This is a genomic window from Agromyces molybdatiresistens, from assembly GCF_052748445.2.
The window spans coordinates 1,617,912-1,630,914 of record NZ_CM188258.1; the positions used below are offsets into that span (position 1 = coordinate 1,617,912).

16 protein-coding genes are annotated in these 13,003 nt (G+C 73.5%); 8 read left to right on the forward strand and 8 right to left on the reverse strand.

Annotated elements, in window-relative coordinates:
* The first annotated feature begins 20 nt into the window (after positions 1–20).
* The 4 genes from ACULK2_RS07345 to ACULK2_RS07360 are packed head-to-tail and all read left to right on the forward strand — an operon-like array spanning position 21 to position 2,969.
* Positions 21–686, forward strand: coding sequence for a class F sortase (locus tag ACULK2_RS07345; protein WP_445969182.1), 666 nt, complete (start codon positions 21–23; stop codon positions 684–686).
* Positions 687–733: 47 nt separating this feature from the next.
* Positions 734–1,402 carry a sigma-70 family RNA polymerase sigma factor gene (locus ACULK2_RS07350; RefSeq protein WP_501044976.1) on the forward strand — a complete coding sequence of 223 codons (669 nt, stop codon included), beginning with the start codon at positions 734–736 and terminating at the stop codon, positions 1,400–1,402.
* A complete protein-coding gene (locus ACULK2_RS07355; RefSeq protein WP_445969180.1) occupies positions 1,383–2,216 on the forward strand; it encodes an anti-sigma factor in 834 nt (277 codons plus the stop codon). The genes ACULK2_RS07350 and ACULK2_RS07355 overlap by 20 nt, the downstream gene beginning before the upstream one ends.
* Before the next feature lie 12 nt (positions 2,217–2,228).
* A complete protein-coding gene (locus tag ACULK2_RS07360) occupies positions 2,229–2,969 on the forward strand; it encodes a lysoplasmalogenase (protein WP_445969179.1) in 741 nt (246 codons plus the stop codon).
* Here ACULK2_RS07360 and ACULK2_RS07365 read toward each other — a convergent pair.
* Positions 2,938–3,321 (reverse strand): protealysin inhibitor emfourin, encoded by a 384-nt coding sequence (locus ACULK2_RS07365; RefSeq protein WP_445969178.1) that lies wholly within the window; start codon positions 3,319–3,321, stop codon positions 2,938–2,940. The genes ACULK2_RS07360 and ACULK2_RS07365 overlap by 32 nt on opposite strands.
* A gap of 10 nt (positions 3,322–3,331) precedes the next feature.
* On the reverse strand, positions 3,332–4,519 hold the full coding sequence (locus ACULK2_RS07370; protein WP_445969177.1) for a M4 family metallopeptidase: 1,188 nt from the start codon (positions 4,517–4,519) through the stop codon (positions 3,332–3,334).
* Positions 4,520–4,623: 104 nt separating this feature from the next.
* Between ACULK2_RS07370 and ACULK2_RS07375 the strand changes: the two genes are divergently transcribed.
* On the forward strand, positions 4,624–5,469 hold the full coding sequence (locus ACULK2_RS07375; RefSeq protein ID WP_445969176.1) for a CPBP family intramembrane glutamic endopeptidase: 846 nt from the start codon (positions 4,624–4,626) through the stop codon (positions 5,467–5,469).
* 20 nt (positions 5,470–5,489) lie between these two features.
* On the opposite strand, the gene ACULK2_RS07380 is transcribed toward ACULK2_RS07375, so the two are convergent.
* Entirely contained in the window at positions 5,490–5,957 is a 468-nt protein-coding gene (locus ACULK2_RS07380; RefSeq protein ID WP_445969175.1) for a hypothetical protein, read from the reverse strand.
* Between the two features lie 72 nt (positions 5,958–6,029).
* Here ACULK2_RS07380 and ACULK2_RS07385 point away from each other — a divergent pair, with 72 nt between their 5' ends.
* Complete coding sequence (locus tag ACULK2_RS07385; RefSeq protein WP_445969174.1) at positions 6,030–7,025, forward strand: NAD(P)-dependent alcohol dehydrogenase; 996 nt, start codon at positions 6,030–6,032, stop codon at positions 7,023–7,025.
* 66 nt (positions 7,026–7,091) lie between these two features.
* On the opposite strand, the gene ACULK2_RS07390 is transcribed toward ACULK2_RS07385, so the two are convergent.
* The 5 genes from ACULK2_RS07390 to ACULK2_RS07410 all read right to left on the reverse strand — a co-directional run bounded on the left by ACULK2_RS07390 (position 7,092) and on the right by ACULK2_RS07410 (position 11,114).
* The gene (locus ACULK2_RS07390) at positions 7,092–8,468 is read right to left on the reverse strand and encodes an HNH endonuclease signature motif containing protein (RefSeq protein ID WP_445969173.1); all 1,377 of its coding nucleotides are present in this window, start codon (positions 8,466–8,468) and stop codon (positions 7,092–7,094) included.
* Between the two features lie 134 nt (positions 8,469–8,602).
* Positions 8,603–8,971 carry a DUF488 domain-containing protein gene (locus ACULK2_RS07395; protein ID WP_445969172.1) on the reverse strand — a complete coding sequence of 123 codons (369 nt, stop codon included), beginning with the start codon at positions 8,969–8,971 and terminating at the stop codon, positions 8,603–8,605.
* A gap of 70 nt (positions 8,972–9,041) precedes the next feature.
* Positions 9,042–10,154: an NAD(P)-binding domain-containing protein gene (locus tag ACULK2_RS07400; protein WP_445969171.1), complete on the reverse strand. Its 1,113-nt coding sequence runs from the start codon at positions 10,152–10,154 to the stop codon at positions 9,042–9,044.
* 87 nt (positions 10,155–10,241) lie between these two features.
* On the reverse strand, positions 10,242–10,487 hold the full coding sequence (locus tag ACULK2_RS07405) for a hypothetical protein (RefSeq protein WP_445969170.1): 246 nt from the start codon (positions 10,485–10,487) through the stop codon (positions 10,242–10,244).
* An 81-nt stretch (positions 10,488–10,568) separates the two neighbouring features.
* On the reverse strand, positions 10,569–11,114 hold the full coding sequence (locus ACULK2_RS07410) for a hypothetical protein (RefSeq protein ID WP_501044977.1): 546 nt from the start codon (positions 11,112–11,114) through the stop codon (positions 10,569–10,571).
* 202 nt (positions 11,115–11,316) lie between these two features.
* On the opposite strand from ACULK2_RS07410, the gene rpsO reads away from it, so the two are divergent.
* Positions 11,317–11,586, forward strand: a complete 270-nt coding sequence (gene rpsO / locus ACULK2_RS07415; RefSeq protein ID WP_344374752.1) for a 30S ribosomal protein S15 — start codon at positions 11,317–11,319, stop codon at positions 11,584–11,586.
* Positions 11,587–11,827: 241 nt separating this feature from the next.
* The gene (locus tag ACULK2_RS07420) at positions 11,828–12,991 is read left to right on the forward strand and encodes a M24 family metallopeptidase (protein WP_445969168.1); all 1,164 of its coding nucleotides are present in this window, start codon (positions 11,828–11,830) and stop codon (positions 12,989–12,991) included.
* Positions 12,992–13,003: the final 12 nt, after the last annotated feature.

Consider the following 13,003-nt stretch of genomic DNA (forward strand, 5'->3'; position numbering starts at 1 on the left):
GGAAGGAGGTCGCGGCCGGGGTGTTCGGGTCCCTGGTCGCGGCCTCCGCCGTGATCGGCCTCCTGGCCGGGTGCGTCGCGGCGCCGTCCTCGGGCGGCGCCGCGCCATCGGCCGTCGCGACCTCGCCGCCCACGGGGTCCGCGCCCCCGGACGCCCGGCCCGCCGCCGCGGCACCGGCCTCTGCGCTTCCCGAAGTTCCGCGACGCTCCGCCTCGCTCGAGGAGAACCGGGCGGCCCAGGCACCCGCACCCGTCCGCATCGAGGTCCCCGACCTCGGCATCGACATGTCGATCCGACCGGTCGGGCTCGACGCCGAGGGCCGCATGGGACTCTTCGACGACCCCGCCCTCGCCGCCTGGTACCGGTGGGGGCCGGCACCGGCATCCGAGACCGGCTCGACGGTGATCGCGGCGCACGTCGACTCGCTCGAGTACCGCGTCCTGCCGTTCGCGAGGCTGAAGGACGCGGCCGCGGGCACGCAGGTCTTCGTGACGGATGCCGCGGGCACTCGGCACGCCTACGCGATCGAGTCGACGCAGGTCATCGAGAAGGCCGACGTCGACTGGGATGCCGCGTTCGATCGGTCGGGGTCGCCCCGGCTGACCCTCGTCACGTGCGGCGGCGAGTTCGACTACGAGGCGAGGCGGTACCTCAGCAACCTCGTCGTCACCGCCGTGCCGATCTGACGTGCCGTTCCGACGTGACGGGACGCGAACGAGGAGGGAGGCTCGATATGCTGATGGCCACGCCGCAGTCGACGATGGCGGCACCGCCGCTCGTCATGATCGATGTGCGGCCCCGACCGAGCCGACGAAGAGGTGAGCGCCGCACGGTGAGCCCGATCGCCTTCGACACCCTCGACGACCGCGCACTCGCGGACGCGTTCTCCGAAGGTGACGAGCGCGCCCTCCGCGAGGCCTATGCGCGCTGGTCGCCCCTCGTGTTCCGCCTGGCACTCCGTTCGCTCGGCGACCGCACCGATGCCGAAGACGTGACCCAGCAGGTCTATCTCGCCGCGTGGCGAGGCCGCGCGACGTTCGATGCATCGCGGTCGACGCTGAGCGCCTGGATCGTCGGCATCACCAAGCACCGCATCGCCGACGCGCACGAGGCCCGCTCCCGCGCCCGTCGCCTGGAGGAGAGCCTCGTCGCCGAGGCATCCGTCGCCTCGACCGCCGTCGACGACGACCTCGCCGAGCGCGCGATGGTGGCCGAGGAGCTGGGCCGGCTGGAGCCCGTCCCGCGACGGGTCATGCAGCTGGCCTTCTACGACCAGCTCAGCCACTCGCAGATCGCCGAAGCACTCGACCTGCCGATCGGAACGGTCAAGAGCCACGTCCGGCGGAGCCTGAACCGACTGAGATCACGATGGGAGGTGGAGGATGGACCACATCGAGCCTGAGGAGCTCGCCGTGCTGGCCCTCGACGGGGACGAGCCCGACGGCGCCGTCCGCGACCACCTGTCGTCGTGCGCGACGTGCGCCGCCGACTACGCGGCGCTCGCCCGGACGGTCGAGCTCGGCCGCGATGTGCCGGACGCGGACCTCGAGTCCCCGCCGTCGTCGGTATGGTCGCGGATCCACGATGAGCTCGGACTCGCTCCGGAGCTCGCGGCCGACCCGCTCGCAGCGCGCGATGCGGTGCCGGGGGGAACCGCGTCGCCCGGCTCGTCCGACGGGCGCAGCGAGCTGCCCCTGCAGCGGCATGTCGCACCGCGCCGGCCGCGCACGACAGCGGCGGCGTCGAGCGGGCCCTCGCGTCGGCGGGCCCGGTGGGCGATCGCTGCCGCGGCGGCCGTCGTGGGCCTCGTCGCAGGCGTGGGCATCGGCGTCGCGCTCACCGGCGGGGTCGGCGACGGGATCGACGCGGGCAGGAGCACCGTCCTCGCGACCGCCGAGCTCGACGCGTTCCCCGGGTGGGACGACGCGGCCGGAACGGCGACGGTCGAGGAGGACCCCGCAGGGGAGCGCACGATCCTCGTCGACCTCGCGACCGACGTGCCGTCCGGCGAGGTCCGCGAGGTCTGGCTCATCCGAGCCGACGCGTCGGGGCTCGTGAGCCTCGGCCTCATGGACGGCGATTCGGCGCGCCTCGCGGTTCCCGCCGGCATCGACCTCGACGAGTACCCGCTCGTCGACGTCTCGGCCGAACCGGTCGACGGCGACCCGGCGCACTCCGGCGACTCGATCGTCCGGGGGGAGCTCAGTGCGGCGTGACGTGAACCCATCGTGACCGCCTCCGCTGCTGCGAGCCCCTCCGCCGCGTCCATCAGCGGCCCGGACCCTCGCCTGCCCGAGCCGCCGGCTCACGCGGACCGCCGGCGCCTGCTCATCGCGTTCGCGCCGTACGTGGTGCTGAGCGTGGTGCACCTCGTGGTGCTGCTCGGCGAGCTGGGCGGCGTCGCCGTGACGGCGACCAAGGTGCTGCTCATGCCCGCGCTCGTCGTCGCGGTGGTGCTCGCACGCCCGCGGGTGAGGTCGACCGCCTGGCTGCTCGTCGCGGCGATCGCGCTCTCGTGGGGCGGCGATGCGCTGCTGACCGGGTCGGGCGACGGATGGTTCGTGGCGGGCCTGCTCTCCTTCCTCGCGGCGCACGTGGCGTACGTCGTGCTCTTCCTGCGGCTGCCCGCCGTCGGGCGCCGCCTGCCGTGGTGGACGCTCGTCTACGCCGCGTGGTTCGCCGGGTTCCTCGCGCTCCTCGCCCCGGGGCTGGGCGGCCTGCTCGCTCCGGTCGCGGTCTACGGGCTGGTGCTCGGCACGATGGCGGCGCTCGCCGGGGGCCTCGGCGGCCTCATCGCCCTCGGGGGCGCGCTCTTCGTGGTCTCCGACTCGGTGCTGGCACTCGGGCGGTTCCTGCCGGGGTACGAGTTCGCCCTGCACGACCTCGTCGTGATGTCGACCTACCTCGCGGCGCAGGGCCTCATCGCGCTGGGCGTGCTCACGCGTCGGGTCGGCGCTCCGGGTCGGTAGGCGGTGCCGAGGGGCCGCTCGTCGGCTCCTGCTCGCGCCCGGCGGGCGCAGGTGCGCGTCGCCCGTCCACTCCGCTTCGCCCGCGCGACGGCTCGGCGGCGTCGCGAACCCGGTCGACGAGGTCGCGCCACGGTCCCTGCACCTGCCGTTCGGCGAGCGTCGCCTCGTGCGGCTCGCACCGGATCCGGTACACGTACCGATCGGGTTCGGGCGGTGCGGGCGGCGTCTCGCTCCAGGGCAGACGTTCGACGAGGAGCACCCACTCCTCGGGATCGGGTTGGTTCTCGACCTCCACGGTCCACGTGAGCCGCAGTCCCGCGAGGCCGCCGCTCCGGGTAACCTCGACCTCCATGGTCCGGATGCTACTCCGGTTCGACGCCGACGGTGCTCCAGCCCGATGCGACGGCTGCGGCCTCGCGCGACTCGTCGCCGTATCGGTCGCGTGCGGCAGCCAGCGTCGTGGCCGCGAACACCGCGAAGCCGTCGTTCGGCCTGAGCGTGCCGCCCGTGAGCGCGTCGTACCAGACGCGCCCGACGTGCTCCCACGCGAACCCGCCGAGTTCGACGGCCGCGAGTGCGAACGCGCGATTCGGGATCCCGGAGTTCAGGTGCACGCCGCCGTTGTCGGCATCCGTCTCGACGTAGTCGCGGAAGTGCGCCGGCTGCGGGTCGCGCCCGAGGACGTCGTCGTCGTAGGCGGTGCCGGGCTCGAGCATCGAGCGGAGGGCCCGGCCCTGCACGAGCCCGGTGAAGATGCCCTCGCCGATGAGCCAGGTCGCGGCTTCGGCATCCTGTCCCATCGCGTACTGCTCGGTGAGTGCGCCGAACACGTCGGAGACGTGCTCGTTCAACGCCCCCGACTGGTTCCGGTACCGCAGGCGCGCGGTGTACTCGGTCACGCCGTGCGCGAGCTCGTGCCCGATGACGCTGAGCGACTGCGTGAACCCGCGGAACACCTCGCCGTCGCCGTCGCCGAACACCATCCGCTCGCCGTCCCAGAAGGCGTTGTCGTAGCGGTCGCCGAAGTGCACGGTCGCCTCGAGCACAGCACCCTCGCCGTCGATCGCGTCGCGGCCGTAGACCCGCTGGAACAGCGCATACACCTCGCCGAGGCCGTCGTAGGCCTGGTCGGCGGCGCCGTCGCCGGTCGGCGGCTGCCCCTCGGCGCGGACCAGGCGCCCCGGCAGGGACTCGGCGTGCTCGGCATCGGAGATGCGGCGGTCGGGGGAGGGCTCGGCGGGGGCCTCGATGCCCGGCTCCGCACCGGCTTCCGCGCCGGCCTCCACGCCCCCTTCCGCGCCGCGCGCGCGGGCCGCCTCGCGCTCGAGCGTCGACGACCGGGTGTGCTCGTGCGGCAGCAGCCCCGGATGCGCGCCCTCGACGCGCAGCTCGCGCATCGGCTCGTCGCGCAGCAGCGAGCGGCGTGCGGCCTCGGCGGCGACGTCGAAGTACTCGGGCGCCGCGGCGATCCGCAGCAGCAGGTACGGAGGGACGATGCCCGCGCGACGGTGGGACTCGCGCGGAGCGGGCGGCTGCGGCATCCGGGTCATGCGTCGATGCTGGCACGGTCCGCCGACAGCGTCGGACGCCCCGCCGGGTCGCGGTCGGGCGCCACGTCGAGCGGCGCGTCGGACGCCCGTGCGAAGCTTGAGGGGTGACCGCCGCCGTCGCCGCCCCCTCCGAGGTGCGCACCCACCCGATCGCGCTGATCCCCGCTGCGCTCGTCTGCTCGGCCGCGGTGCTCCTGTTCGGGTTCCAGCTGCGCCCCGCGGGCTACGCGATGCTCGTCGTCGGCGTGCTGATCGCCTGGCTCGTCGATCGGTCGGGCCGCACCGAGCGCCTGCTGCCCGATCTCGCGCTCATCGCGATCGGGCAGGGGATCATCTCGACCATCTCGCTCGAGGCCGAACTGACCGACGAGGCGATCGTGCGCTTCGCGGTGGTGCTCGGCCTCGCGGTCGCCGTGCCGTTCCTCATCTCGCGGTTCGTGTACCGCGAGCGCGTCATCCGCTTCCCGTGGCGCACCGGCCGGCGGTGGACGCGCACGCAGTGGCTCTACCTGATCTTCGTGACGCTCGCCGGATGGCTCATCCTGCCCTTCTACTTCATCACCTCGGGCGTCTACCAGAACTGGCCGACCGTCACCGAGCCGAACGAGATCGCGCGCCTCTTCGTCGGCGTGAACGCCGTCGGCACGTGGGACGAGCTGTTCTTCATCTGCACGGTGTTCACGTTGCTGCGGCGGCACTTCCCCACGTGGCAGGCGAATCTCCTGCAGTCGGTCGTGTTCGTCTCGTTCCTGTGGGAGCTGGGCTACCAGGCGTGGGGCCCGCTGCTGACGATCCCGTTCGCGCTGATCCAGGGCTACACGTTCAAGCTCACCAAGTCGCTGACCTACGTGCTCGTCGTGCACCTGCTCTTCGACGCGGTCGTGTTCTGCGTGATCGTGTACGCGCACAACGGCTGGCCGGCGATCTTCCCGCTGGTGCCGGCGGGGTAGACGGACGCGCCGTCCTCGGTTCATGCCTGCCGCCGCGCCGGCGACATGGTGCGCACCGAGGCCGTTCCAAGCGCCAGCGCAGCGGCGGCGGCCGACACGCAGACCGTCCACTCGATCGGGCCGGGTGCGTCGGGCGGCGTCTCGAACACGGCCCCCGCATCGCTTCGGTAGACCTCGGCATCCGCCCCGACGGCGAGGTCGTCGCTCCGCACCTCGGCGGTGGTCCCGTCGGGCAGTTCGACGCTCACGTACCGGAACGGCGCGTACCGGCTGCCGCGCCGATCGGCGACGAGTCGTTCCTCCGTGCGCTCGCCGACGACGATCGCCTCGACCGGCGAGATCGACATGGTCGCCCGTGAGACGGCCTCGCCGATCGCGACGACGGCGATCGCCCCGAGCGCGATCGCGCCGATGGCGAGCACGGCCGCCGTGACCCGGCGCGGCGGGTAGCCCGCTTGCTCGGCGATCGTCCGTCGTACGTCGGCCATCAGGATCGCGACCCTTCGGAGTCCCTCGATCGGGAGCACCTCCATCAATGGTCGCACGGCTAGGCTCGCGCCATGCGTGCGGTGCGGTACGAGCGGTACGGCGGTCCCGACCGCTTGCGGCTCGTCGAGGCGCCGGCCCCGATTCCCCGCGCGGGGCAGGTGCTCGTGAGGGTCGTGGCGTCGTCGGTCAACTCATGGGACTGGGACCTGCTCCGGGGTGGGGTCTTCGCACGGATCGTCGCGCCGCGCAGGCCGTCGCATCCGGTGCTGGGGGCGGATGTCTCGGGAGAGGTCGTCGCGGTCGGCCCGGGCGGAGACGGGTCTGTCGGCTTCCGCTTCGGCGACGCGGTCTGGGGTGACCTCTCGGCGGCGGGCTGGGGCGGGTTCGCCGAGTTCGTCGCCACGGATGCCGCTGCCCTTCGCCGTCGGCCGGCGGGCCTCGATCCGGTCGCGGCGGCGGCGATCCCGCAGGCGGGCGGACTGGCGTGGCAATCGCTCGTCGACGTGGCGGCGCTTCGGGCGGGCGAGCGCGTGCTCATCATCGGCGCCGGTGGCGGTGCGGGCACGATCGCGGTCCAGCTCGCCCGGCATCTCGGTGCGACCGAGGTGGTCGCGGTCGATCGGGCCGCGAAGCTCGACCTGCTTCGAGAGCTGGGCGCGACCGAGGCGGTCGAGGCGGATGCCGCGGACGCGCTGTTCACCGAGGCGAGACGGGCGGCCGAGTCGAATGCCGGCCGCTTCGACGTGATCGTCGACCTCGTCGCGGGTCGACCGCTCGCCGAGTACCGCCGAGCGCTTCGGCCCGGAGGTCGGTTCGTCATCGTCGGGGGGCGGCTGGGCACGATCGCGCGGGTGGCGGCGACGGCCGGACGCCCCGATGGCGGAGGGCGCACGTTCCGACTGCTCTCAGCGAAGCCGAACGGCGGCCTCGACGAGCTCGGCGCGCTCGCGGCATCCCGCGCCCTCGCCCCCGTGATCGACGAGGTGCTGCCGCTCGAGCGCGTGCCCGAGGCGCTGGCGCGCATCGGCGCGGGGACCGTGAGGGGGAAGCTCCTGATCGCGCCGTGACCGGGTGCACGCAAGGTGAGTCGCCGCCCGCCGACCAGAGGTCGACCGCGTCGACCTTCGGGTGATTCAGAAGGGGGCGGGCTCGAGTTCGTACTCGAGAGGCGGCCCGAGGTCGTCGCCGATGTCGGCGTCCGCCCGCGAATCCGGTACGGACGGCTCGGGTGGATCGAGCCCCTCACCGGCCTCGACCGGTTCGAACCTGCGCTCGGGCATCGTCCGCAGCACGTGACCCACGGGTGACGTCCATCGCATGACACCGCCCACCTCCTGCACCACGCGCCATCCGCCCTCGTGCTTCAGGCGGTGGTGGTGTCGGCAGAGGGCGGCGAGGTTGCACGCGTCGGTGCGACCGCCGTGCTCCCAGGCGGTGGTGTGGTCGAGGTCGGCGCGCTCTGCGCGACGGGAGCAGCCCGGAAAGCGGCACTGCCCGTCGCGCACGCGCACGAACCCGTCGAGGCCGGCCGGCGCGCGGTAGTGGTCGCGGCCGTAGCTGAGGGTCGCACCGGTCTCGGGGTCGACGAGGATGCGGCGCATGGACGGTGCGTGCGCCGCGATGATGCGGGCGGTCTCGGCGTCGATCGGACCGTAGCCCTCGAGGTCGGCAGGCTCATCATCGAGCCCGAGCAGCGTGAGCACCGGCACCGTGACGTGGAGGCGCGGCTGGACCGCGCCGGTCGGACCGGCGGCGAGGTCGCCGAAGCGCTCGTCGTCGGCGAGCGCGCCGGAGAGCAGGAGGTCTGAAGCGAGGTCGGCCGCGCGCTGCGCCCTCGTGCGCGGGTCTCCGGACGCCTCGCGCGCCGCGAGCACGTCGAGTCGACGCTCGATCGCGACCGCGCGTTCGGCCTCGAGGAAGATGCCGAGCCACGCCATGCCGTCGTCGGCCGCCTCGACGGTGACCCGCCGTTCGGCCGCGGCACGAGCACGACGATCGACGAACGGCTCGGGGTGCAGCCGTTCGCGGACGCGCCGCATGCGGCGCCGGACGTCGGCGTTCGTCGACACGACCCCGTGGGTGATCGCAGCGGATGCCGCGTCGAGCGCGACACCCTCGACCGAGTCGGCGACCTGCGTCGGCAGCCCGCGGGTGAATTCGAGCACCGAGCTCACCTGCGTCGGCGCGACCTCGCCCTTCTCGAGCGCGTCGAGCGTCGCGCTGCGGGGGCCGGTCAGGCGCTCGGCGTCGGCCACGAGCCGGGCAGCGGATGCCTCGTGCTGCCCGAGCGTCGTCGCGAGCTCTGCCACGAACGACCGGGTCGCCATGTCGCGATCGCGCGCCGGACTCGACGGCCCGACGCCGCACGCCTCGACGGCCAGCTCGCGGGCCCGCTGCACCGCCCGAAACCGGTCGGCGTGAAGGCGTCGCATCAGGCGCTCGAACTCGGCGATCGATGCCAGCTCGAACTCGAGCGCAGCGTCGGCGGGGAGGTCGAGGATCGCTGGCATGGGTCCATCCAAGCAGGACCCACCGACATCGATCGGCGTCGGAATCGCAGGTCAGAGAAGGATTCCTGCACGTCGTTCGGAGTGGTGGACGAGGCTCATCCGTCCTGCAGGGTCGCGTCCCGAGCCATCCGCCCTCAGCGCTCGACCGCAGCGCCGTGCTCGCCGAGCCAGTCGCGCAGTACCGCCGCGTGATTGCGGATGGCATCCCGCGCGCCGTACAGCAGGGTCACCCGCGCGTGCCCGCCCGCGAGGTCCAGCAGCGCCCGCGCCGCGGGGTTCCCGTCGAGCTCGGACCGGTACCGTGCGGCGAACTCGTCGAACCGATCGGCGTCGGCGTGGTGCCACTCGGTCCGCAGCTCGGGTGAGGGCGCGGCATCCTTCGCCCACTCGTCGAGCTCGGCGCGCTCCTTCGAGATACCGCGCGGCCAGAGCCGGTCGACGAGCACGCGCACGCCGTCGGATGCCGCGGGGTCGTCGTAGACGCGCTTGATCGCGATGGCCATGCGGCCAGTGTGCTCCGGGCCGGAGGTCATCGGCAACGGGCGGGCCCGGGCGATCCGGGTCGCCCGCGGTTCACGCCGCGACCGCCGCCCGCCGCTCGAGCACGATCTGCTGCACGGCCGCCCGCCCTGCGCGGTTCGCGCCGACGGTCGACTGCGACGGTCCGTACCCGATGAGGAACAGGCGCGGGTCGTCGAGCGACCGGGTGTCGGCCACCCGGAAGCCGCCGGCGCGCGTCCGAAGGCCGAGCGGCGCGAGGTGGTCGAGCGCCGGGCGGAACCCGGTCGCCCAGAGGATCACGTCGGCCGGCCGGAACGACCCGTCGGGCATGCGGACGCCGTCCTCCTCGATCGAGGCGAACATCGGATGTCGCACCAGCACGCCACGCGCATCGGCGGCGCGAGCCCACGGCGTCCAGTGCATGCCGGTCACCGCGATCACGCTGCCGGGCGGGAGGCCGTCACGGACCCGCGCCTCGACGCCGGCGATCGCGGCGCTGCGTGCGGCCAGGTCGAAGTCCTCGTCGATCCAGTCCGGCTCGCGGCGGGTCATCCACGTCGTCTCGGCGACGTGCGAGATCTCGTCGAGCAGTTGCACCGCGGAGACGCCCGCGCCGACGATGATGACCCGCTGACCGGCGAACTCATCGGCCGAGACGTAGTCGGCGACGTGCAGCTGCCGGCGGTGGAAGCGGTCGACGCCGGGGTAGTACGGGCGGAACGGGCGCGTCCACGTACCGGTCGCGTTGATGACGTACCGCGCCGCCCAGGTGCCGCGATCCGTCTCGACGAGGAGCCGGCCGTGCGGGTCGTCGTCGGCACGGCGCACGCCCCGCACGTGAACCGGTCGCTGCACGTCGAGGTCGAACCGGCGCTCGTACTCGGCGAAGTAGGGCGGCAGCACCTCGCGGCTCGGTGCGGCCGGGTCGGCGGGAGGCACCGGGTGACCGGGCAGCTCGTGGATGCCGTTCACCGTCCCCATGCGCAGCGACGCCCAGCGGTGCTGCCAGGCGCCGCCGGGCGCGGGGTTCGCGTCGAGCAGGACGAAGGTGTCGGTCTCCGCTTGCCCGAGACCGATCGGCACGAAGCCGCGCCGACGGAGGTGATGCGCGGCCGAGAGCCCGGCCTGCCCCGCGCCGATCACCGCGACGTCGACTCGAACCGCGCCCACGGGCACGGCGTTCATCGGCACTGCATCCACGCAGGTCGGAACCGCGTTGACATCCCGTGTATTCCTGCGACCGTCCCGGACGCCGAAGCGGCCGCGCACGGCTCAGTCAGGGATGAGCGCGACGACGAAGCTCCCGTCCGCGCGCCATTCGGCGGCGAGCAGGTCGGTGTCGGCGGCCCGCGCGGCGATGCCCTCGCCGAGCTCGCCGTCGACGACGAGTTCGGCGGGGATGCGCGTCCGGAGCAGCAGGCCGTCCGACGCGAGCATCCGGAGGTCGACGCACTGCGCCGCCGCGCCGGCGGTCCCCATGCGTGCGATCAGGCAGGCGACCCCGTTCGGCTTCGACACCGCGTACACCGCGAGGCCGGCGATCGGGCCGCTGGCGCCGAGGACGAGCGCGGAGCGCGCCGACGGGTATGCAGCGTCGAGTCAGGCGTCCCGCACCTTCGGGACGAGGTCCGGGTCGCGGAACGCGGCCATCGTGCCGAGCCCGCGCCCTCGATCGGCGGTCCCGGCGATCGCGCCCCCGGCGTGCGGAGCCGCGGGAACGATCCGCACCGTCACCGCGGGCGCGGTCGGGGTCGACGAGCCACCGGGCAGGCCGAGCGATGGGCCGACCGCCACGGCCAACCCGGCCGCCGCGATGACGAGCACGGTGACGCCGGCGCTGCGCCGGCTGCGCGGTTCCCGGGATCGCGGGCGGGCCGCCTGCCGCATCGGCGTCGCCTGCGGCGTCGCCTCCGGCCCCGGCGCCGGGGCGGACCGGTCGGCCGCGCGAGAGGTGACAGGCGCCGCTGCGAACGGACGGCTCGGGCGCGACGTGCGTCGGTCGAGTTCGAGGAGCCGCCACTCGCTCTCGGTGACGAACACGATCCGGCCGGTGACCGGGTCCGCGCGTTCGATACGCGGATCCTCCGCCCCGGCGCGGGAACACACCCGCGCTTCGAGCTCTGCTCGATCCTGTTGACCGGCCATGATCGGACTTCCCCGTCGTCCCTCAGCCTAGACCTGAGGAAGGCTCGACTCGTTGCGCCGTGACCCCGTGCTCCCCGCTGGGGACGAGCGAGCGGCATCCGCTCTGCTAGACTCTTGAGGTTGCCGTGAAACGGCCGCGCATCAAGAGAGCCCAGGCACAAGGCCCCGGGCAGCGCGCAACGAGGAGAAGGGATCCCCATCTATGGCACTGGATGCAGACATCAAGAAGGCGATCATCGACGAGTACGCGACTCACCCCGGTGACACTGGATCCCCCGAGGTCCAGATCGCGATCCTCACCAAGCGGATCAAGGACCTCACCGAGCACCTCAAGGAGCACAAGCACGACCACCACTCGCGTCGTGGCCTGCTGCTCCTCGTGGGTCAGCGTCGTCGTCTGCTCGGCTACCTCGCCGACGTCGACATCAACCGCTACCGCTCGCTGATCGAGCGTCTCGGGCTGCGCCGCTAAGCGCATCACCCGCGCGGCTCTCGACGACACCGCGAACTTCTTGCGAAGGCCCCCCGCCGGCTCACCACGAGCCCGCCGGGGGCCTTCGTCATGCGCGCGGCGCGCGCGGCGCGCCACCCGTGGCGCGTCGACCAGATCGCTCGAGCGGCGCGCGCGGGTCGGAAGACCCGGCGGACGGGCCCTCCGGCGGGCTAGCCTCCACCCGGCGCGCACCGTCGACGCGCGCCGGGAGGAGACTGCGATGACCGAGCCGACGATACCGCCCGCCGGCCCCGAAACCGCCGCCGAGCGAGCCCCGGCGCCGTTCACCGCCGACGACTACGCCGCGCGCATGCGCCGCGCCGCGCAGTCCGCGGCCGCCGAAGGGCTCGCCGGACTCGTCGTCACCCCGGGCCCGGACCTCCGCTACCTCACGGGCTACCTGCCCGTGGCGATCACCGAGCGCCTGACGATGCTCGTGATCCCGGTCGACGGCGAGCCGGCGCTCGTCGTGCCGAAGCTCGAGCGGCCCGACGCCGAGCGGGCGACCGCCGCGCCGATCCTGCGTCTCGTCGACTGGATGGACGGCGACGACCCCTACGAGACGGCCGCGCCGCTGCTCGAACCGGGGCGGTACGCGATGTCGGACTCCGCCTGGGCGATGCACCTGCTCGGCCTCCAGGGCCGGCTCGCCGCCACCTCGTACGTCTCGATGACCACGGCGCTGCCGATGCTCCGTGCGGTGAAGGACGCCGATGAGCTCGAACGCCTCGCCGCTGCCGGCGCCGCCGCCGACGCCGCCTACGGGGAGATCCTCGGCGTTCGCTTCGCCGGCCGTACCGAGGCCGAGGTCGCCGCCGACCTCGCGGCCGGGCTCGTCGCCCACGGCCACTCGCAGGTCGACTTCACGGTCGTCGGCTCGGGGCCGAACGGAGCGAACCCGCATCACGAGCAGGGCGACCGCGTCATCGAGGAGGGCGACATGGTCGTGCTCGACTTCGGCGGCCTGAAGCACGGGTACGGGTCCGACACGACCCGCACCGTGCACGTGGGCGAGCCGACGGATGAGGAGCGCGCCGTGCACGAGCTCGTCGTCCGCGCGCAGCAGGCCGGCTTCGAGGCCGTTCGTCCGGGCGTGCCGTGCCAGGAGATCGACCGGGTCGCCCGGGCGGTCATCGCCGAGGCGGGCTACGGCGAGTACTTCATCCACCGCGTCGGTCATGGCATCGGCCTGACGACCCACGAGCCGCCCTACATGGTCGAGGGCGAGCGGACGCCGCTGGAGCCGGGCATGTGCTTCTCGATCGAGCCCGGCGTGTACCTGCCGGGTCGTTTCGGGGTGCGCATCGAGGACATCGTCACGGTCACGGCCGACGGCGGACGGCGGCTGAACTCGACCCCGCACGAGATGGCCATCGTGCACTGAGGCCGGCCACCG